General features: G+C 73.0%; 25 protein-coding genes. 13 read left to right on the top strand and 12 right to left on the bottom strand.

Going from position 1 to position 19,080, the window contains the following annotated elements:
* Positions 1-9: 9 nt before the first annotated feature.
* Complete coding sequence (gene trhA, locus ACZ6PY_RS00590; RefSeq protein ID WP_466067989.1) at positions 10-687, top strand: PAQR family membrane homeostasis protein TrhA; 678 nt, start codon at positions 10-12, stop codon at positions 685-687.
* Between the two features lie 74 nt (positions 688-761).
* Here the strand turns inward: trhA and ACZ6PY_RS00585 are convergent, their stop codons facing one another.
* Entirely contained in the window at positions 762-1,052 is a 291-nt protein-coding gene (locus ACZ6PY_RS00585; RefSeq protein WP_151465410.1) for a DUF6458 family protein, read from the bottom strand.
* A 117-nt stretch (positions 1,053-1,169) separates the two neighbouring features.
* Here ACZ6PY_RS00585 and ACZ6PY_RS00580 point away from each other — a divergent pair, with 117 nt between their 5' ends.
* Complete coding sequence (locus tag ACZ6PY_RS00580) at positions 1,170-1,706, top strand: SixA phosphatase family protein (protein WP_466067987.1); 537 nt, start codon at positions 1,170-1,172, stop codon at positions 1,704-1,706.
* Positions 1,707-1,733: 27 nt separating this feature from the next.
* Here ACZ6PY_RS00580 and ACZ6PY_RS00575 read toward each other — a convergent pair whose 3' ends face one another.
* The 4 genes from ACZ6PY_RS00575 to ACZ6PY_RS00560 form a co-directional block, all read right to left on the bottom strand.
* Positions 1,734-2,003: a DUF6458 family protein gene (locus tag ACZ6PY_RS00575; RefSeq protein WP_013283345.1), complete on the bottom strand. Its 270-nt coding sequence runs from the start codon at positions 2,001-2,003 to the stop codon at positions 1,734-1,736.
* A 346-nt stretch (positions 2,004-2,349) separates the two neighbouring features.
* A complete protein-coding gene (locus ACZ6PY_RS00570) occupies positions 2,350-4,206 on the bottom strand; it encodes an acyl-CoA dehydrogenase (RefSeq protein ID WP_466067985.1) in 1,857 nt (618 codons plus the stop codon).
* Between the two features lie 138 nt (positions 4,207-4,344).
* Positions 4,345-5,472, bottom strand: coding sequence for a PP2C family protein-serine/threonine phosphatase (locus ACZ6PY_RS00565; RefSeq protein ID WP_262284906.1), 1,128 nt, complete (start codon positions 5,470-5,472; stop codon positions 4,345-4,347).
* Positions 5,473-5,572: 100 nt separating this feature from the next.
* Positions 5,573-6,202 carry a septal ring lytic transglycosylase RlpA family protein gene (locus ACZ6PY_RS00560; RefSeq protein ID WP_466067984.1) on the bottom strand — a complete coding sequence of 210 codons (630 nt, stop codon included), beginning with the start codon at positions 6,200-6,202 and terminating at the stop codon, positions 5,573-5,575.
* Between the two features lie 205 nt (positions 6,203-6,407).
* Between ACZ6PY_RS00560 and ACZ6PY_RS00555 the strand changes: the two genes are divergently transcribed.
* From ACZ6PY_RS00555 to ACZ6PY_RS00545, 3 genes are all read left to right on the top strand, one after another.
* On the top strand, positions 6,408-6,947 hold the full coding sequence (locus ACZ6PY_RS00555) for a phosphoribosyltransferase (RefSeq protein ID WP_466067982.1): 540 nt from the start codon (positions 6,408-6,410) through the stop codon (positions 6,945-6,947).
* A 40-nt stretch (positions 6,948-6,987) separates the two neighbouring features.
* Positions 6,988-8,007: a questin oxidase family protein gene (locus ACZ6PY_RS00550; RefSeq protein ID WP_466067980.1), complete on the top strand. Its 1,020-nt coding sequence runs from the start codon at positions 6,988-6,990 to the stop codon at positions 8,005-8,007.
* 89 nt (positions 8,008-8,096) lie between these two features.
* Positions 8,097-8,531, top strand: a complete 435-nt coding sequence (locus tag ACZ6PY_RS00545) for an ASCH domain-containing protein (RefSeq protein ID WP_466067979.1) — start codon at positions 8,097-8,099, stop codon at positions 8,529-8,531.
* A gap of 4 nt (positions 8,532-8,535) precedes the next feature.
* On the opposite strand, the gene ACZ6PY_RS00540 is transcribed toward ACZ6PY_RS00545, so the two are convergent.
* Both ACZ6PY_RS00540 and ACZ6PY_RS00535 read right to left on the bottom strand, forming a co-directional pair.
* Complete coding sequence (locus ACZ6PY_RS00540; protein ID WP_466067977.1) at positions 8,536-9,414, bottom strand: LLM class flavin-dependent oxidoreductase; 879 nt, start codon at positions 9,412-9,414, stop codon at positions 8,536-8,538.
* Positions 9,415-9,463: 49 nt separating this feature from the next.
* Positions 9,464-10,516 (bottom strand): MerR family transcriptional regulator, encoded by a 1,053-nt coding sequence (locus ACZ6PY_RS00535; protein ID WP_466067976.1) that lies wholly within the window; start codon positions 10,514-10,516, stop codon positions 9,464-9,466.
* Between the two features lie 226 nt (positions 10,517-10,742).
* Between ACZ6PY_RS00535 and ACZ6PY_RS00530 the strand changes: the two genes are divergently transcribed.
* Positions 10,743-10,868: a hypothetical protein gene (locus ACZ6PY_RS00530; protein WP_466067974.1), complete on the top strand. Its 126-nt coding sequence runs from the start codon at positions 10,743-10,745 to the stop codon at positions 10,866-10,868.
* On the opposite strand, the gene ACZ6PY_RS00525 is transcribed toward ACZ6PY_RS00530, so the two are convergent.
* Positions 10,865-11,416, bottom strand: coding sequence for an NUDIX hydrolase (locus ACZ6PY_RS00525; RefSeq protein ID WP_466067973.1), 552 nt, complete (start codon positions 11,414-11,416; stop codon positions 10,865-10,867). The two genes, ACZ6PY_RS00530 and ACZ6PY_RS00525, sit on opposite strands and share 4 nt — an antisense overlap.
* 31 nt (positions 11,417-11,447) lie before the next feature.
* Positions 11,448-12,341 (bottom strand): LysR family transcriptional regulator, encoded by an 894-nt coding sequence (locus ACZ6PY_RS00520; RefSeq protein WP_466067971.1) that lies wholly within the window; start codon positions 12,339-12,341, stop codon positions 11,448-11,450.
* Between the two features lie 113 nt (positions 12,342-12,454).
* Here ACZ6PY_RS00520 and ACZ6PY_RS00515 point away from each other — a divergent pair, with 113 nt between their 5' ends.
* From ACZ6PY_RS00515 to ACZ6PY_RS00500, 4 genes are all read left to right on the top strand, one after another.
* On the top strand, positions 12,455-12,811 hold the full coding sequence (locus ACZ6PY_RS00515; protein WP_466067969.1) for a DUF1801 domain-containing protein: 357 nt from the start codon (positions 12,455-12,457) through the stop codon (positions 12,809-12,811).
* On the top strand, positions 12,808-13,194 hold the full coding sequence (locus tag ACZ6PY_RS00510; RefSeq protein ID WP_466067967.1) for a VOC family protein: 387 nt from the start codon (positions 12,808-12,810) through the stop codon (positions 13,192-13,194). Before ACZ6PY_RS00515 ends, ACZ6PY_RS00510 begins: the two co-directional genes overlap by 4 nt.
* 67 nt (positions 13,195-13,261) lie before the next feature.
* Positions 13,262-14,260 carry an aldo/keto reductase gene (locus ACZ6PY_RS00505; protein WP_466067965.1) on the top strand — a complete coding sequence of 333 codons (999 nt, stop codon included), beginning with the start codon at positions 13,262-13,264 and terminating at the stop codon, positions 14,258-14,260.
* A complete protein-coding gene (locus ACZ6PY_RS00500; RefSeq protein WP_466067964.1) occupies positions 14,260-14,745 on the top strand; it encodes a GNAT family N-acetyltransferase in 486 nt (161 codons plus the stop codon). The genes ACZ6PY_RS00505 and ACZ6PY_RS00500 overlap by 1 nt, the downstream gene beginning before the upstream one ends.
* An 11-nt stretch (positions 14,746-14,756) precedes the next feature.
* On the opposite strand, the gene ACZ6PY_RS00495 is transcribed toward ACZ6PY_RS00500, so the two are convergent.
* Positions 14,757-15,362, bottom strand: coding sequence for a hypothetical protein (locus tag ACZ6PY_RS00495; RefSeq protein WP_466067962.1), 606 nt, complete (start codon positions 15,360-15,362; stop codon positions 14,757-14,759).
* A 107-nt stretch (positions 15,363-15,469) separates the two neighbouring features.
* Between ACZ6PY_RS00495 and ACZ6PY_RS00490 the strand changes: the two genes are divergently transcribed.
* Positions 15,470-16,702, top strand: coding sequence for a glycosyltransferase (locus ACZ6PY_RS00490; protein ID WP_466067960.1), 1,233 nt, complete (start codon positions 15,470-15,472; stop codon positions 16,700-16,702).
* A 119-nt stretch (positions 16,703-16,821) separates the two neighbouring features.
* Here the strand turns inward: ACZ6PY_RS00490 and ACZ6PY_RS00485 are convergent, their stop codons facing one another.
* Positions 16,822-17,232, bottom strand: a complete 411-nt coding sequence (locus ACZ6PY_RS00485) for a VOC family protein (protein ID WP_466067958.1) — start codon at positions 17,230-17,232, stop codon at positions 16,822-16,824.
* On the opposite strand from ACZ6PY_RS00485, the gene ACZ6PY_RS00480 reads away from it, so the two are divergent.
* Positions 17,219-17,422 carry a hypothetical protein gene (locus ACZ6PY_RS00480; RefSeq protein WP_466067956.1) on the top strand — a complete coding sequence of 68 codons (204 nt, stop codon included), beginning with the start codon at positions 17,219-17,221 and terminating at the stop codon, positions 17,420-17,422. The genes ACZ6PY_RS00485 and ACZ6PY_RS00480 overlap by 14 nt on opposite strands.
* 506 nt (positions 17,423-17,928) lie before the next feature.
* On the opposite strand, the gene ACZ6PY_RS00475 is transcribed toward ACZ6PY_RS00480, so the two are convergent.
* Positions 17,929-18,423, bottom strand: a complete 495-nt coding sequence (locus ACZ6PY_RS00475; RefSeq protein WP_466067954.1) for an NUDIX hydrolase — start codon at positions 18,421-18,423, stop codon at positions 17,929-17,931.
* A gap of 361 nt (positions 18,424-18,784) precedes the next feature.
* Here ACZ6PY_RS00475 and ACZ6PY_RS00470 point away from each other — a divergent pair, with 361 nt between their 5' ends.
* Positions 18,785-18,967 carry a hypothetical protein gene (locus tag ACZ6PY_RS00470; protein ID WP_466067953.1) on the top strand — a complete coding sequence of 61 codons (183 nt, stop codon included), beginning with the start codon at positions 18,785-18,787 and terminating at the stop codon, positions 18,965-18,967.
* Positions 18,968-19,080: the final 113 nt, after the last annotated feature.

The following is a 19,080-nucleotide window of genomic DNA, read 5'->3' as shown; positions in this document are numbered from 1 at the left end:
CTGGTTGACGTGACCACCTCCGCACCGCTCCGGCTCAAGCCGGCCGACATCGGGAAACCCCGCATGCGCGGCTGGCTGCACACCTACGCGTTCTTCGCCGCGCTGGTCTGCGGCCTCGTGCTGTGCTCCGTCGCCGCCGTCCGCCCCGGCTGGGCGCCGCTGGTGAGCTGCGTGATCTACAGCCTGACCGTGTGCGGCCTGTTCGGCACCAGCGCGCTCTACCACCGCCGGGTCTGGTCGGAGCGGGGCTACCAGATCATGCGCCGGATGGACCATTCAATGATCTTCTTGTTCATCGCCGGCACCTACACACCGTTCTGCACGCTGCTGCTGGACACCCGGCACGCCACGATCATGCTCGGCCTGGTGTGGGGCGGAGCGCTCGCCGGGGTGGCGATCAAGGTGATCTGGCCGCACGCGCCGCGCTGGGTCTCGGCCCCGCTCTACCTGGCGCTGGGCTGGGTCGCCGTCACGATGCTGCCGGAGATCCTGCACGCCGGCGGCGTCACCGCCCTGGTGCTGCTGACGGTCGGCGGGGCGATCTACAGCGTCGGCGCGGTCTTCTACGCGCTGCGCCGGCCGAACCCGTGGCCCACCGTCTTCGGCCACCACGAGTTCTTCCACGCCTGCACGCTCCTCGCGGCCATCTGCCACCACATCGCGATCTACTTCGCGCTGTTCGCCTGACCGCCGGCGCCGGTCGGGAAGACGGGCGAGGGCCCCGCGCCGTCGCGGGGCCCTCGACAGTTCGTGGCGCCGAGTCAGACCGGGTAGCCGGAGCCCGGGCGGCGCACCTCGCGGTACTCCTCGCGCACGACCCGGTCGTCCTGCACCGGCACGACCGGCTCGGCGACGACGCGCTCCCGCACCGGGGCGGCCACCACCCGGCGGCGGCTGTTCCAGAAGTAGAGCGTGGTGAGCAGGCCCGCCACTCCGGCGAGCATGAGCACCCAGCCCACCACGTTCAGGTTCAGCCATCCCAGGTTGGCGTCGATCGCGAACGCGAAGATCGCACCGAGCGCGATGAGAAAAATGCTGGCACCGATGCCCATGACGTCGCCTCCTTGGCGTCCTGCTGGCGTTTCCTGCCCGCCGCAGCCATGGAATGAGGTAGCGGCACACATCGACATACCCAGGCGCCGAGATCGCCAATCAGGCAAGCTGAGCGCATGACCGACGGCAGGAACCAGCAGCGGACGTTGGTGCTGTTGCGACACGCCAAGGCCGAGCAGTCCGCGGAGATGCCGGACGAGGAGCGGCCGTTGACCGCCCGCGGCCACGCCGACGCGGCCGCGGCCGGCGCCTGGCTGGCCCGGCACGCGCTCCTCCCCGACGTGGTGCTCTGCTCGACCGCCCGGCGGACCAGGCAGACCTGGCACGGGGTGGCGCTGGGCGCGACGGGATCCCCGCCGGAGGGAGGTCCGGCCGGGTCGGCGCCGGTGGTCCGCTACGAGCCGGCCGCGTACGACGCGCACCCGGACGTGCTGCTGGACGTGGTCCGGGAGGTCGACCCGAAGGCCCGCTACGTGCTGCTCATCGCCCACAATCCGGGCATCTCACTGCTCTCCGCGCTGCTCGACCCGGAGCGGGCGGATCCGGACGGGCTGCGCACCACCGACCTGGTCGTGCACCGCCCGACCGCGCGATGGGTCGAGCTGGGGCCGGGCGGGGCGCCCATCACGGCCCGGCACACCGCACGCGGCTGAGCCCGCCGGGCGGCGGGCTCAGCCGGTTCAGGACGGCGGGGCCGTGGGCGGCGGCGGATCCGGCGGCGGCGGCATCATCGCGGTCGGATGGGAGAGCCGGTTCTCCTCCACGATCAGCGTGCGTGCCCGCTTGCGGCGGTCCTGCCAGAACCAGAGCGTGGTGAGCAGGACGCCCAGCCCGGCCAGGATGAACACCCAGCCGACCGCGCGCAGGTCGATCCACCAGACGTTGGCCCGGATCGCGAAGGTCATGATCGCGCCGAGCGCGATGAGAAAGATGGCGCTGCCAATGCCCATGTGCGCTGCACTCCCCTGTGCGGTGGCCCTTGGGCGTGCCCTGTCGTGGTCCGCGACGGTTACCCGCCAGGGGCCCGGCCTATCGGCCGGGGCAGGAAAACACGGCGGGGGGGGGGGGGGGGGGGGCGCGCCCCCCCCCCGCCGGGGGGGGGGGGGGGGCTAAACCCGCCGGGGGGCAAAAGGCCCCCCCCCGGGGGGGGCGGGGGGGCGCCTGCGGGGGCCGCTGGCGCCCCCCCCCGGGGCCCCCCCCCCGCGGGCGGGCGCACAAACCCGGGGGGGGGCGGCGCCCCGCCCCCCCCCCCCCCCCCCCCGGCCGGTCGTCAGGGTCGAATCACCCCGTCGGGGATCAGAACGCCTCCTCCGGGAGGTCCATGATCTCCAGGTCGGCGCCCTCGATGATCCGCCGGTCGGCGCCGATGCGGGGCAGCACCTCGCGGGCGAAGAACCGGGCGGCCGCCACCTTGCCGGTGTAGAACGCCTTGTCGGTGGCGGAGACCTCACCGCCGAGCGCCTTCAACGCCACGTCCGCCTGCTTCTGCAGCAGCCAGCCGACCACCAGGTCGCCGACCGCGAGCAGGAACCGGCGGCTGCTCAGGCCGACCTTGTAGAGGGCGCGGGCGTCGCCGCCCTGGGCCTCGGTCAGCCAGCCCATCATCACGCCGAGGATGTTCTGGATCTCGCCGAGCGCCTTGCCGAGCGCCTGCCGCTCCTCCTTGAGCTGGCCGTTGCCGGCCTCGGAGGCGATGAACTCCTGGATCTCGCCGGCGACGGCCATGAGCGCCTTGCCGTTGTCCCGGACGATCTTCCGGAAGATCAGGTCGAGGCTCTGGATCGCCGTGGTGCCCTCGTAGAGGGTGTCGATCTTGGCGTCCCGGACGTACTGCTCCAGCGGGTAGTCCTGGAGGAAGCCGGAGCCGCCGAAGGTCTGCAGCGCCTCGTGGCCGAGCAGCTCGTACGCCCGTTCCGAGCCGACGCCCTTGACCAGCGGGAGGAGCAGGTCGTTGACCCGCTTGGCCAGCTTGGTGGCCTTCTCGTCGCCGGCCGCCTCGGCGACCGCGACCCGGTCCTGCCAGGTGGCCGTGTAGCAGACCAGCGCGCGCAGGCCCTCGGCGTACGACTTCTGCATGAGCAGGGAGCGGCGCACGTCCGGGTGGTGCGTGATGGTCACCCGCGGGGCGGTCTTGTCGGTCTGCTGGACCAGGTCGGCGCCCTGCACCCGGTTCTTGGCGTACTCGAGGGCGTTCAGGTAGCCGGTGGAGAGGGTGGCGATCGCCTTGGTGCCGACCATCATCCGGGCGTACTCAATGATCATGAACATCTGCCGGATGCCGTCGTGCTTCTCGCCGAGCAGCCAGCCCTTGGCCGGCACGCCGTGCTCGCCGAAGGTCACCTCGCAGGTGTTGGAGACCTTCAGGCCCATCTTGTGCTCGACGTTGGTGGCGAAGACGCCGTTGCGTTCGCCCAGCTCGCCGGTCTCCTCGTCGAAGTGGAACTTCGGCACGACGAAGAGGGACAGGCCCTTGGTGCCCGGGCCGCCGACGCCCTCGACGCCGACCGGGCGGGCCAGCACGTAGTGGACGATGTTGTCGGTCAGGTCGTGCTCACCGGAGGTGATGAAGCGCTTGACGCCCTCGATGTGCCACGAGCCGTCCGGCTGCGGGACGGCGCGGGTCCGGCCGGCGCCGACGTCCGAGCCGGCGTCCGGCTCGGTCAGCACCATGGTCGAGCCCCACTGCTTCTCGATGAAGAGCCGGGCCCACTTCTTCTGCTGCTCGGTGCCCTCGACGTGCAGCACGTGCGCGAAGGACGGGCCGGAGGCGTACATCCAGATCGGGGCGTTGGCGCCGAGCACCAGCTCGGCGAGCGACCACCAGAGGGCGCGCGGGGCGTTGGTGCCGCCGAGGACCTCCGGGAGGTCCAGCCGCCAGAACTCCGAGTCCATGAACGTCTGGTAGGACTTCTTGAACGACTCCGGCAGCGGCGCGGTGTGCGTCGCGGGGTCGAAGACCGGCGGGTTGCGGTCGCTGTCCGTGTAGCTGGCGGCCAGATCCTCGCGGGCCAGGCGGTCGACCTCGGAGAGGAAGCTGCGGGCGGTGTCGACGTCCAGGTCCGTGTACGGCGCCTGGCCGAACGTCCGGTCCGCCCCGAAGACCTCGAACAGGTTGAACTCGAGGTCCCGAAGATTGCTCTTGTAGTGGGTCATGCTCGCTGGCCCCGCTTCCGGACAGGTGTTACCGATCAGTAACTCCAGACTGTATTACTCGCCGGTAGCCAACGACAAGCCGATCTCGCAAGTGACAGCGATTACACACCTCCGGTTCACCCGACGGTGACCGTCGGCTCAACTCTCGGCCGCGCCGACCTCCCAGCTCGGCACGGGCGTGGCGGCGGCGCTGCGCGGCCCGGTGTATTCCATCAGGACCAGCGCGATGTCGTCGTCGAGCCGGCCGTGCACCCACTCGACCAGGGCGGTCTCCAGCGAGGCCAGGCCGTCGGCCACGGTGCCGTGGCCGAGCAGCCGCCAGGCCCGGTCGGCGGTCGGGAAGAACTCCCCGTCCCGGCGCGCCTCGCCCAGCCCGTCGGTGAAGAGCAGCAGCCGGTCACCCGGCTCCAGCCGCTCCACCCGGGGCCGCACCACCGGCATGAAGCCGAGCGGCGGCGCGGGCGCCGGCGGTTCGAGCGGGATCACCGCGCCCCGGCGCAGCAGCAGCGGTGGCGGGTGTCCACAGTTGACGATGGTGAGGGTGCCGCCCCGCTCCTCGACCAGCGCGGCGGTGACGAAGTCCTCGTCACCCACGTTGCGGGCCACCGCCCGGTCCAGGTCGGTCACCACCGCGCGCAGGTCCGCCCGCTCGTACGCCACGTGCCGGTAGGAGCCCAGCACGATGCTGGCCAGCCGGACCGCGTCCAGTCCCTTGCCGCGCACGTCGCCGATGATCATGCGGACGCCGTACGGGGTGTCCATCGCCTCGTACAGGTCGCCGCCGATCTCGGCGGTCGCCGTGGAGGAGATGTAGCGGGCGGCCACCGCCAGGGTGCCGACCTGCGGGCCGAGCGACCGGAGCACCGCCTGCTGGGCGACCGAGGCGAGCCGGGACAGCTCCGCGATCCGCTCGGACTGGCGCTCGCGGACCGCCGCCACGGCGCCGGCGATCGCGGTGGCCAGGGCGATGCCGGCCACATTGACCGCGGTGACCAGCGACATGGTCTGCTCGGCGAGGGCGAACGCGGCCCCGATCCCGGTGGCGAGCAGGCCCACCCCGAGCACCACCCGCCAGGACGCGAGCGCGGCGGCGAGGAACGGTGCGGCCACCATCAGGGCGATGTAGTGCGCCGGACGCCCGTCGGCCAGCTCGACGGCGGACACGATCGCGAGCAGCGCGAGGGCCGCGCCGAGGCCGGCGCGGGATCCGGGGCTCAGCGGGCCGCGGCCCGACTGGAAGGGTTGCGTGCGTACACCGGACAGCATGCCTGATGGACGTGAACGGGTGAATGAACCTGGCCCGTCGTCCGAGGATGTTCTGGCCGGCCGGATCCTGTCGCCGACCCGATCGCCGCCGGTCACCCGGTCAGCCGAGGACCTCGTACCTGACGGTCAGCTCGCCGAGGTCGGTCGAGGCGATCGCGGCGAAGGCGGCCCGGGACAGGTCGATGCACCGGCCGTCGATGTAGGGCCCACGGTCGTTGATCCGGACCACGACCGACTTGCCGTTGGCGGGGTTGGTCACCCGGACCTTCGTGTTGAACGGCAGCGTCTTGTGCGCGGCGGTCAGCGCGTCCGGGTTGAACGTCTCGCCGTTCGCGGTCATCTGCCCCTCGTCGTAGAAGGACGCGCCGCAGGAGCCGCTGTCCACGACCTTCGCGGCCGCGGTGGTCTTCTTCGCGGTCGGCTTCGGGCTCGCGGTCCGGGTCTTGCTCCGGGAGGCCGCCTGGGTCCGGGTCGCCGTCGGGCTCGGGGTGGCCTTCGGCGAGGGGCTCAGGCTCGGCGACGCGCTCGGCGAGGCGGCGGGCGACGCCGAGCTGGGGGCGAGCGTGCTGGGCAGGGCCTCGACCGCGGCCGGGGTCGCGGCCGGCTCGGCCGAGGTGAGCTGGACGGCGCCGACCGTGCCGCCGATGGCGAGCACGACGCCGACGGCCGCGGTGGCGGCGATGCCGGCCGGTGAGGAGAACTTGCGGGTACGAAGGTGCCTAGCAGCCACCGCCCGGTCCTTTCGTTCGCTGAACAAACCGGCTCGGACCGTAACGAGAGAAGCACTTCGGAAGTCAACGTGATCATGGTGCTATGCCCGTATTTACCCTGGTACGTGTAGCCGATCAAGCCAGCACCACTCCACCGAACGGAGGAAGAAGTGCTGGCCGGGGCCGGTGCGCCGTCGCCTCGCGCCGGTGCACCAGGATGGAGGCGTGCTGAGTCGACGGCTGGTCGAGCTGTTCCGGTGGGTCGACCCCGGCCCGGGGAGCAGCCACCTGGTCAGCGACCTCTCCGCCTGGTGGCGCGATCCCGAGGTGCTGGCCGGGGTCGGGCCCGCCCTGGCCGGCCTCTTCCCGGCCACCCGGCCCACGGTCGTGATCGCCCCGGAGGTGACCGGGCTGCTGCTCGGTCCGCTGGTCGCGGTGGCCGCCGGCGCCGGGTTCCTGCCGGCCTACAAGGACGGCGGGGAGCGGCGCCGGGTCGGGCCGATGCGCTGGGCCGGGACACCCGCCGACTACCGGGGCCGGCAGCTCCGGGTCGGCGTGGACGCCCGGTACCTCGGCCCCGGCGACCGGGTGCTGCTGGCCGACGACTGGGTGGCCACCGGGGCGCAGCTCGACGCGCTGCACCACCTGGTGCGGGACAGCGGGGCCGAGTTCGTCGGCACGGCCGCGCTCGTCGCGACCTGTCCGGCGCCGGTCGCCGAGCGGCTCCGGGTCCGCGCCCTGCTCACCGGGGACCAGCTGCCCTGAGGGTTGACCTCAAGGGCGCTTCAACTCCGACGATCGACGCATGGACGACGGCATCCTGGACGAGGCGTACCAACGGCTGCACCGGACCGGCCCGGAGTTCGAGGGCTGGCTCTCCAACCACGGACCCATGGCGGTCGAGGCGCTGGTCCGCCACGGCCACGGCACCCGCGTGCACCGCTGGCTCGACGACTACCTGCGCCGCCTGGACGAGCTGCCCAGGGGGTTGCGCCCGATCGACGACTGGCGGGCCGCGCTGGGCGACCCGGAACGGGCCGGCGACTGGCTCGCCCACTTCGACCGGGAGCTGCGGGAGCGCCCCTGGCGCCAGGTGCTCGGCGACTGGTGGCCGCGGCTGCTGCCGGGCATCGCGGCCGGGGCCACCCACGGGGTGATCCGGGTCGGGCACGCGGTGCGGGTGCTGCGTACCGACGGGGAGAACCCGCAGCGGCTGGCCGAGCTGGGCCAGGCGCTCGGCTACTGGGCCGCCCGCTGGCAGCCCGTGCCCGGGGCCGGTCCGCTCATCGGGCGATCCGACGTCCCGACCGCGCTCGCGGCGGTGCCCCGGCTACCGGCCCAGACCGGCGGGGTCCGGGACCGGCTGGGCCGGCTGACCGACGTACCCGAATGGCCCGGCGCCGTCGCGGCGCTGCGCCCGCCCGCCGACCCGGCGGCGGCCGAGCGGACCCTCACCGACCTGGTGCACCGGACCGCGCTGGACTACCTGCGATTCGGGCACGGCAACCCGGTGATGCTGGTGCACGCGGTGACCGCGCCGACCGCGGTGCTGCGCACCCTGCCGGCCCTGGACCCGGCGCTCTGGGCGCCGAGCGTCGCCGCGGCCTGGTCGGCCACGGCCGCTGTGACCTCGGTGTACGCCCCAACCACGCCGGCCCCCGCACCCGCGGTCACCGACGGCGAGCCCGCGAAGGTGTTCGCCCGGGCGGCGAGGCACGGCGACGCGCACGTGGTGAAGCTCGCCGACGCGGTGCTGGAGGCGCACGCGGCAACCGGCGACGCCCGGGTGCTCGCCGCCGCCGGCTACGCCGGCCAGCTCATCTAGAAGTCCTCGACGCGTCGCAGTTTCGGCCCGGCCGTTGGGGCGAGTGAAATCCCGCGACGGGCCGGCGGCCGGCGGTTAGCCTCGGCAGGATGTGGCCCCGCATCGGTGGACTCCGCACCCTCGCCCTCGGCACGCCCGGCGAGCTGCGCACCACCCTCAACACCCTCGTGCTCTCCGGCGTGAAGACCGCCACGGCCGGACTGCTGACCGACGAGTACGCCACCGAGAACGAGGAGCTGGAACACGTCGGCGAGCGCCTCGTCCTGGTGGACGACGACGACAAGCTGATCGGCGTGGTCGAGGTCACCGACGTCGAGGTGGTCCGTTTCGCCGACGTGTCCTGGGATTTCGCCCGCTCCGAGGGTGAGGGCGACCGGTCCATCGAGGAATGGCGGGAGGGCCACCGCCGCTACTGGGCCCGGGTGGGCTTCCCCGTCGACGACGACTCGCAGGTGGTCTGCATCCGGTTCCGGCTGGTCTCCGCCGCCGACGGCGGCATCAGCACCGGCGACCTCGGCACCTGACCGGTCAGAGCCGGCGCAGCTCCGGCAACAGCTCCGCCGCCTCGACCAGCACCGCCTCGTCGCCGGCGTACCAGCTGCTGGCCCGGGGCCAGTGGGTCACCACGTCGGTGAAGCCCAGCCGGGCGGCCCGGGCGACCTGCTCGGCGAAGAAGTCCGCGTCGCGCAGCGAGAAGACCGGCGCCGAGTCCAGCGACAGGTAGCGGTCCAGGGTGGCCGGGTCGCGTCCGGCCTGCTCCAGCGTGCCGTCCAGCCGGGCGGACAGCTCCGCCACGGTCGACCACCAGCTCTCCAGGTCGTCACCGCCGAGACCGGTGGTCACCCAGCCCTGCCCGAAGCGGGCGACCAGCCGCATCGAGCGGGGCCCGTTCGCGGCGACCACGAACGGCACCCGGGGCTGCTGGACGCAGCCGGGATTGTTCCGCGCGTCGACCGCGGTGAACCACTCGCCGCGCCAGGTCGTGCCGTCCTCCCGCAGGATCAGGTCGAGCAGCTCGGTGAACTCGGCGAACCGGTCGACCCGCTGCCGGGGCGGCAGGGTCTCCCCGCCGAGGACCGCCGAGTCGAAGCCGATGCCGCCCGCCCCGAGGCCGAGCAGCACCCGCCCCCCGGAGACGTCGTCCAGCGCGGTCACCTGCCGGGCGAACGCCGCCGGGTGCCGGAAGTTCGGCGAGGCGACCAGGGTGCCGAGCCGGATCCGCGAGGTCACCGTCGCGGCGGCGGTGAGCGTGGTCATGGAGTCGAACCATGGGCCGTCGACCAGGTCGCGCCACCCCAGGTGGTCGTAGGTCCAAGCGTGGTCGAAGCCCCACTCGTCCGCCTGCCGCCAGCGCCGCCGGGAATCCGACCAGCGCTGGTCGGGCAGGATCACGATGCCGATTCGCATGATCGCCAGGGTACGACCCGGGTCGGACAGGCCGACCCGGGTCGGGCGACTACACCTCCACCAGGTCGGCGACCACGCAGGCGATGTTGTCCGGGGCGCCCGCGGCGTACGCGAGGTCGACCAGGCGCCCGACGGCGGTCTCCGGGTCGTCGGCCCCGGCGAGCACGGCGTGCAACGCCTCCGGGTCGACCACCGCGGCGAGCCCGTCGGAGCAGAGCAGATAGCGGTCGCCGGCCAGGGCGGTCCGCAGCGCAAGGTCCGCCTCGACCTCGCCGGCCCCGAGCGCCCGGGCCAGCAGGGCCCGCTGCGGATGCGCCCCGGCCTCGGCCGGGCTGAGCTTCCCCTGGTCGACCAGCGACTGGACGTACGTGTGGTCCTGGGTGAGCCGGGACAGCTCGCCGCCACGCAGCAGGTACGCCCGGGTGTCCCCGACGTGCACCAGGGCCAGCCGGGTGCCGCGCCGCAGGACGGCGGTGAGCGTGGTGACCGGCTGGTGGGCGTCGGTCGCGTGGGCGCGTACCGCGCGGTCGGCGGCCCCCACCGCGTCGGCCAGCGCGGCGAGCAGTTCGGTGGCCGGCGCGTCGGCCGACTCCAGCGGCCGCAGGGCGTCCACCGCCGCCGTGCTGGCGGACGCCCCGCCCGGACCCCGCATCCCGTCCGCCACGGCGAGCAGGGTCCCGCTGGCGTACGCGGTGTCCTCGTTGGATTCCCGGACGGCACCGGTCTCGCAGCGGGCGGCGTACCGGAAGGTGGTGTCGGACATGGTGGTGCTCCCCTCGGTGAGCTGGTCGACGAGGAGCGCGACGGTGCGGCCGCGGGCAGCCGTGTCGGCGCTGACCCGCCGCCACCAGGCGTCGACGGCCTCGGCGGCGGCGTCCGGTGGCAGACCGCAGACGGCCCGGATCTCGGCCAGCGGCATGCCGGCCCGGCGCAGCGCGGCGATCAGCCGGGCCCGGTCGAGCTGGGCCGGCGCGTAGTACCGGTAGCCCGAGTGCGGGTCGACGGCGGCCGGTGGCAGCAGCCCCAGCTCGTCGTAGAGCCGTAGCGCCTTCGGCGTCAGGCGCGCCGCGCGGGCGAACGCCCCGATGGTCAGCAGCTCCACAGGCCCATCCTCCCCGCTCCGGTCGCGTCTCCTCGTGCCGGTCGCGGCGACCGGCACGCACCACGCTGGGCCTTGCCGCAGGGGCAGGGTCAAGGCGTTGCCGGCGAGCACCCCTCCTGCTGGGGATCACCCTGTTCCTCTGGTGGGCGCCCGCGCTGCTCGCCGGCCCGTCGCTGGCCCGACACCACCTCGACGGGCCGCACCCGAACCGGCACCCGCTCTGGGAGTGGCTGGGTCAGCCGACCCCCTCTCGCTGTTCTTCCTGCTCGGCCTGGCCAGCGCGCTGGTCCTGCTGCTCACCGCGCTGACGCCGCGCCGGGACCGGCGCCCGCTGACCGTGCGCCTCGGCTAGAGCTTCGCCAGCATCCGGCGCAGGTGCGGCTCGACCGTGCCGGGCGCGGCCCCGGCCACCTCGCGCGGCGTCCACCAGCGGACGCCGCGGAACTCCGCCGGGTCGGGAATCAGCTTCTGGTCGCGACTGCCGGCCAGCACGTACCAGAGGCTCACGTCGGTGTGCCGCTCCTCCGGCGGGCCCACGGTCTCGGTCACCGTGAGGAAGGCCGGGCGCTCGCCGAGGGCCGGCGCGAAGACGGCCGGCACGCCCAATTCCTCAAGCATCTCCCGGCGCACGGTCTGCGCGGGGTGCTCGCCCGGCTCGACGTGACCGCCGCTCGGCAGCCACATCCCGGCCTTGCGGTGGTCGACAAGCAGCACCGCGCCGTCGGTCTCGTCGCGGAGCAGGAAATAGGCCACCAGGTGCGGTGACGGGGTGCGCGGCCGCACTCGGCGGAAGATGTCCTCCGTGGTGGCCAGCCAGGCCAGCGTCGTGGCGCGGTGCCGCGCCTCCTGCTCGTCGCCCGGCGTGAGCGCCTCGACCAGCGCCCGGATCTCGTCCCGCATGCCGCCATGCTGTCAGCCGGGTCCGACAGCCTCAGCCCGCCGGGGCGGGGTTGGCGTCGACCGCGGCGCGGACGAACTCGCGTACCCGGGCGGTGGTGTTGCCGGCCCGCCACACCGGGCCGCGCCGGATCGGCGGCGCGTCCCGGATCGGCACGTACGCCAGGTCCGGGCGGGCGTGGTAGTGCCGGGTCTGCTCGCCCACCGGCAGCACCCCGCGGCCCATCGCGACCAGGGCGAGCATCTCGGAGAAGCTGCCGCCGACCGGGCCCCGCGGCACCGGCCGCCCCGACGGGGTCCGGTCCGGGGTGCGGTCCCGCTTGAACGCGGCCGAGGTCACCGCCGGGTACTGCACCACCGGATGGTCGCCCAGCACCTCCAGCGACACCGACTCCGCGCCGGCCAGCGGATGGTTCGCGGCCACCGCGAGCACCCGGGCCTCGTGCAGCAGCGCCGGGCCGTTCGCCATGCCGTCGAAGGGGTACGAGGCGATCAGCACGTCGATCGTGCCGTCCCGCAGGCTCGACCGGGTCGTGGCGAGCGGGGCCTCGTGGACGTGCACCACACAGTCCGGGTGGCGCTCGGTGAACAGGGTGACCGCCCGGAGCAGCACCGGGGCGGTCGACTCACCGACGTACGCCACCCGCAGCTCGCCGGTGAGCCCGCGCCCGGCGTCGACGGCGCGCTGGACCGCGTCCTCCATGGCGGCGACGAGCGGGCGCAGGTCGTCGGCGAGGCGGGCGCCGATCGGGGTGAGCCGGACCACCCGGCTGGTGCGCTCGAAGAGCGGCGCGCCGATCCGGCGTTCCAGCTTCCGCACCACGTGGCTGATCCGCCCGGTGGTCACGCGGAGCCGCTCGGCGGTCCGCCCGAAGTGCAGCTCCTCGGTGAGGGTCAGGAACGTCTCGACCTCGTACCGCTCCAGCACCGCCGACCCCCATCGTTGAATCCTGGTCAACGATCGTAGCCCGATCGCGTCTTGGTCCCGACGGCGCCGCGGACGAGGGTTGACGGTGTTCCCACCGAACCGAGGAGGACCACATGGACCCCGTCACCACCTACCTGACCGGCCTCGACGCACCACTGCGCGAGACCGCCGAGAAGCTGCGTTCCGTCATCGAGGCCGCGCTGCCCGAGGCCACCGGCGCGATGTGGCACGGCCACCCCGTCTGGGGGCTGGGCGACCGGCCCGGGCAGACCCCGGTCTGCCTGGTCAAGGCATACCCGGCGTACGTCACGTTCGGGCTGTGGCGGGGGCAGGACGTCGCGGACGACTCCGGCCGGCTCGTCCCGGGCGCGCGCCGGATGGCCTCGGTCAAGCTGCGCGCCGTGGACGAGATCGACCCGGAGCTGTTCACCGGCTGGCTGCGCGCCGCCGACGCGCTGGAGACCCGGTGAGCGCCGTGCGGGTGACCGGCTTTGACCACCTCGTCCTCGCCGTCGCCGACGTCGAACGGTCCCTGGAGTTCTACTGCGGCACCCTCGGCCTGGCGCCGGTGCGCGTCGACCGCTGGCGGGCCGGCGAGGTGCCCTTCCCGTCGGTACGCGTCAACGCCGACACCATCATCGACCTGGTCCGCGGCGAACCGGACGGGTCGAACGTGGACCACTTCTGCCTGGTGGTGGAGCCGCTCGACTGGGCCGGAGTGGTCGACTCCGGGGTGTTCACGGTGCTGACCGGGCCGGTGCCGCGCTTCGGCGCGCGGGGCACGGCCACCTCGATCTACGTCCGCGACCCGGACGGCAACACCGTCGAGCTGCGCTGGTACCCGGGGTCTTGACTTCCAGTTCGCTCGAAGCCGCAGAGTGACAACCGGCAGAAGCACGACGCGGACCGGGGAGCGGATCATGAAGCGCACGTTGGGACGGAGCGGCATCGAGGTCAGCGCGCTGGGCATGGGCTGCTGGGCGATCGGCGGCCCGTACGCCGGTGGCGCCAACCAGTACGGCTGGGGCCGGGTCGACGACGACGAGTCGACCCGGGCCGTCCGCCGGGCCCTCGAACTCGGCGTCACCTTCTTCGACACGGCGAGCAGCTACGGCGCCGGGCACAGCGAGGTGGTGCTCGGCAGAGCGCTCGGCGCCGACCGGGACCGGGTGGTGATCGCCACGAAGTGGGGGTTCACCTTCGACGAGCGGACCCGGGAGGCCGGCGGAACGGACAGCAGCGTCGCGTACCTGCGCAGTTGCCTGGACGGATCGCTGCGGCGGCTGGGCACCGACCACGTCGACCTCTACCAGCTCCACCTCGGCGACCTGCCGGTCGCGGAGGCCCTGGACCTGATCGGCCCGCTGGAGGACCTGGTCACCGCCGGCAAGATCCGGGCGTACGGCTGGAGCACCGACGACCCGGAACGTGCCGCGGCCTTCGCCGACGCGGGCCCGCACTGCACAGCGGTGCAGCACGACATGTCGGTGCTGGCCGACCGGCCCGCGATGATCGAGCTGTGCGAGCGGGCCGGGCTGGCCAGCATCAACCGGGGGCCGCTGGCCATGGGCCTGCTCAGCGGCAAGTACGCCGACGGCCGCACGGTGCCCCGGGACGACGTGCGGTCGCAGAGCTACGACTGGATGACGTACTTCCGCGACGGCGCCGGGGCGCCCGAGTGGCTGGCCCGGGTGGAGGCCCTGCGGGAGGTGTTCGCCACCGGCGGCCGTACGCCGACGCAGGGCGCGCTGGCCTGGCTCTGGGCCCGCAGCGGGGCCACCGTCCCGATCCCCGGCTTCCGCACCGTCGCCCAGGTCGAGCAGAACGCCGCCGCACTCGCCCAGGGCCCGCTGCGGCCGGACGAGTTCGCCGCCGTGGAGGAACTGCTGGCCGACCTGCGGGTTGCTAGCGTCGCCTGATGCCCGCCCTCGAACGGCTCGCCGTCCGCCACGCTCCGGCCCTGCTCCGCTTCGAGCAGGTGAACCGGGCGTACTTCGCCCGGTTCGTGGCGGACCGCGGCGACGACTACTTCGCCGAGTTCTCCGACCGGCTCGCGGGCCTGCTGACCGAGCAGGACACCGGGCGGTCCCACTTCCACGTCCTCGTCGACGGCGAGGACGGTGCGGTGCTGGGCCGGTTCAACCTGGTCGACGTCGCCGACGGCAGCGCCGAGCTGGGCTACCGGGTGGCCGAGCGGGCCAGCGGGCGCGGCCTGGCCCAGGAGGGCGTCCGCCGGGTCTGCGCGCTGGCCCGCGACGGGTACGGGCTGCGCCAACTGGTCGCCTCGGCGGCGCTGGCGAACCCGGCCTCCCTGGCGGTGCTCCGGCGAACCGGGTTCGTGCCGGTCGAGGAGGTCCTGCTCCACGGCAAGCCCTCCCTCCGGCACGTCCTCGACCTCACCTGAGGCCGCACAGGTCAGACCGCGCGTACCGGCATCCCGTAGATCCCCCCGTCGCCGACCTGTGCGCTGTCGACGAGCATGGGGTTGAGGCTCCACAGGGCTGCCAGCTTGAGCACGTCGTGTTCGTAGGGCGCCGACTCGTACCAGGCGTCCCAGTCCTCCTCCTGCCAGTTCCGCCAGTTGTCGTCCCAGCCCCGGAGGCCCTTGCCGACCTCGCGCTCGGCCGGCGTGACGTCACCGATGAACAGCGGGACGTGGCCGTCGAAGGTGGCGAACGCCCGCACCACGACCCCGTCGACCGCCCGCACCCACCCGTGGGAGGACCATCCCCGCTCGTTGACGAAGAACTGGACCTCACCCAGGCGCGCGCTCAGGGCCGCGAACCATTCCGGAAACCGCGGATCGGTGACGCTGTAGTCGAACGTGGCGAGATCGCGCCGGCCGTGCGCCAGGGTCCACCCGTCCACGGGACCGGCCACGAACACGCCGGAGACGTACGCGCGGTCGACGCCCTCGTCCCAGGAGAGACGCTCGCGGTCGGCCAACCGCAGCACGTCGGCGACCTCCTCCGGGCTCCGCTCCCGCACGGCGAGCCACGTGGTCTTGAAACCAAACCCCATGCGGCTCATCATCGCGTCGACAGGCCAGCGGCGGCACTCCGCCATCCGGTCGTCTCCGGCGCCAGGATCGCGGCCGGGAGCCGCAGCCGCACGACGGGAGAGACGTGATGCGGATTCTGATCGTGACAGCGGGCTCGCGAGGTGACGTCGCGCCGTTCACCGGCCTGGGCCAGCGGCTGCAGCAGGCGGGCCACCAGGTGGCGCTGGCCGCACACGACCGGTTCGCCGATCTCGTGCGCGGTTCCGGGCTGGAGCACCGGACGCTTCCCGGCGATCCCGTCGAGCTCGTACGCGCACGCACGGCCGCACCGTCCCCCGAAGCCGCGCGATCGGTCTTCGCCGCGTTCCTCGACGACCTGGGCGACGGCGTGACGGCCGCGGCGGCCGCCGGCGCCGACATACTGCTGACCGCGTTCGGCCCGGCACCGCTGGGCCGGCTCGTCGCGGAAGGCTTCGGCATCCCGAGCCTCGGCGTCTATCTGGCGCCCGGGGTCCCCACCCGGGAGTTCCCACCGCCCGGCTGGCCCGTCACCGGGCACCCCTCGCCCGCCGACAACGTCGCCGCCGGTCGCGAGATGCTCGCCCGGACCGGCGCCCTCTACGCCGACGTGCTGCGGCGGCTGCGCACCCGGCTCGATCTCCCCGCCGTCGGCGAGGAGGCCCCGAGCGCGCCGGATGACTGGCCGATCTGCCACGGCTACAGCCCGGCGGTGGTCCCCCGGCCCGCCGACTGGCCGGCGGCCGTGCACGTGACCGGATACTGGTGGCCCGCCCGACCGCCGGAGTGGCAGCCGCCGGACCTGCTTGTCGACTTCCTGGCGGCCGGTCCCCCTCCGGTGTTCGTCGGGTTCGGCAGCATGACCCCGGACCAGGAGCGACTCGACGACGCCGTCGCGACGGCCGTCAGACGTGCCGGTGTACGAGCCGTCGTCCAGGCCGGCTGGGCCGACCTCGGACCCGCAGGCGACGACATCCTGCTTGTCGGTGACCTCCCCCACGACTGGTTGTTTCCCCGGACGGCGGCCGTCGTCCACCACGCCGGAGCAGGCACCACCGGGGCCGGATTGCGCGCGGGAGTGCCGGCGGTGCCGGTGCCCGTACTGGTCGACCAGCCCTTCTGGGCGGACCGGCTGCACCGCCTCGGGGTCGCACCGGAGCCGCTGCCACTGCCGGAGCTGACCGCTGACACCCTGACCGACGCGCTCCGGTCCTGCCTCGACCGACCGAGCTATCGCCAGCGTGCCACCGAACTCGCTGGCCGCATCGGCGCCGAGGACGGCGCGGCCCCCGTGCTGTCGCTCGTCACGCGGCTCGAAGGCGAGCGAGGACAGCGGGCCTGAGCCTTTCCGTCAGCGACGGTTGCGGGACCCGCGACAGGTAGCCGTAGCGTTCGTGGTCGGCGGGTTGGCATCGGCCGCGCGCCGTGGTGTCCCGCCGGCTCCGGTCCCATCGGGCCAGGTCAGCCAGCCACGCCCCAGATGGGGCCCTGGTCGGTCCAGGTGACACCCTTGTTGTGGCAGAGGCAGAACGGGTGGCCGACGGGGTCGGTGTAGACGCGCCAGCCGTAACCCTCGGGGCCGATGGAGTCCTGCTGCAAGGTCGCGCCGAGGGCCAGGACGCGGCCCTGTTCGGCCTCGATGTCGTCAACTTCGAAGTCGAGATGGAACTGCTTGGGGTGCTGGCTGTCGGGCCACTGCGGGGCGCGGTAGTCCTCCACCCGGATGAAGGCCAGCTCGATCTCGCCAAACCGGATACCAGCCCAGTTGTCGTGGCTGCCCTCCTTGACCGGGCGACCCGTCACCTCCGAGTAGAAGGCTGCCAGCTCCATCGGGTCCGGGCAGTCGATGATCAGATCGGTGAGTCGCAGCATCCGGCGATCCTGCCACAAGATCAAAGAAGCCGGAGCTCGAAACAGGCCCGAGAGCCGGATGGGCCATGCCTCGAACCGGGCGGAGATGATCTACCAGCACACCGCCCGCGAGCGCGACGAGCACATCGCCGGCGCGCCCAGCTCACAGATCAACGCAGAGCAGGGGATCGGGCACAGCCGCCACAAGTAGCGGTAGGAACGATCGAGGCCCCAGCAAGGAAACGTGTCCTGAGCTGGGGCCTCACGCTGGAGCGGGTGACGGGAATCGAACCCGCACTGTCAGCTTGGGAATCGCACAAGATCGGGTCGTCGTGCTGGTTACCCGCTGGTCGGTCCGGTCCTGGACGGCCTGATTTGGCCCCTGGTGGCACCCGCTTGTGGCCCGTGGATGGCCCGGCAGTTCGGCCGCGGTTGGCGGAGCGAGTTCAGCGACGGTTACGAGATCGGCGGACCGCCCAGACCCCGCCAACGATCGCCGCAGCAGTCGGCAAGAGGCAGCAAAGCGTCAGGACGATCAGGTGCCACGGCTTGAGAGCTCCCATGGCCGAGAGGATAGGCACCGCATGCCAACGCCGTTGTCCCTGCGAGCCCCAGTGTGGAAGGACGAAGATCCCGATTTAGAAGGCCCTGGTGGGCCAGGTCAAGGCACGCAACGTCCGACCGTTCATGCCCGGTGGTGACCATCCGGGGTACCGGCTACTGGCACGTGAGTGGCACGACGGGTCTGGCGAACCACGGCCCTTGGTCCTCAGCGAGCGCCTGCGTCAAATAGCGCGTGTGGTGCTCCGGAAGCTGCGGTAGGGCGTCAAGGTCAAACCATGCCACCTGGACCGACTCGTCGTCGTTGACCCTCGCCGCGCCGTTGATGGCCCTGCAACGGAAGACGACGTTCAGCCAGTACACCTGGTCGCCGTTGGCGGCCACGGAGAGATCTAGCGCCTCCACGCTGACGAGTCGTTCGACCGTCGCTGACACGCCGGTTTCCTCGCGCACCTCCCGCGCGGCTCCCGCCGCAGGCTGCTCGCCCGGCTCCAGGCATCCGGTGACCAAGGCCCATTGGCTGTTGTCGGATCGGCGGACCAGCAGGAGACGGCCCTGGGCGTCAAAGACGATGGCCGTCGCACCGTGTAGGGGCAACGGGTCGTGACCGATCTTCGATCGCAATGCCAGGACGAACTCGGGGACAGGCATGGCGGCGACCCTAGCTAGGTCTACGTCACCACGCTGTCCCCATCCCCCGGATAGGTGCCGACAACTGCGGCGCCCGGTCGGGGCCAAGGGTCGCCGTAGGCCATCGGCGTGCCGACGCGCAGCGCCCTTGACGCCGGGCGGGTGGCGTAGAGGATTGGGCACCTGGGGGATGGGTCACGCCCTGGTCCTCGTCGTCATCGAACCGCGGGCGGGGGCCCATGTAACTCGGGGGCAAGCAGCTCTGCTGCGCGGCAGCGATCGCCCCACCTCGGGCGGTGCCCAGCCCGGTCGGCGATCGTCCCAACTCAGCCAGGCTAGGGCCTTGACGTATGGTCCCGGCTAACGACGTGGATGGAGACCGGTGGGCAGACTGATCGAACCGCTCGCTTGGTTGGCGGCAGTCTTCGCCTTCTTCCGGCTGAACCAGTGGATGGTCAACCGCAAGGGCCTGGACCACCGGCCGTACTTCGTGCCCAGCCTGTGGGGTCCGCTCGGCACCCTGATCATCGTTCTGGCGAAGCCACGGGGCTGGAAACGCCTCTAATACCCGGTCAGCGTGGCCGGCCGGCCCGGCCGATGCCGGCCGGAGGTCGCCAGCAGGCCGGGGCCGGGCCGGCGCGGCCCGCTTGCGGGCCGCCTTGCTGACTATGCGGAGCG

The organism is Micromonospora sp. NPDC048907 (genome assembly GCF_055586885.1).
The sequence above is the reverse complement of the archived record's forward strand: the minus strand, read 5'-3'. Positions and strand labels throughout refer to the sequence as shown.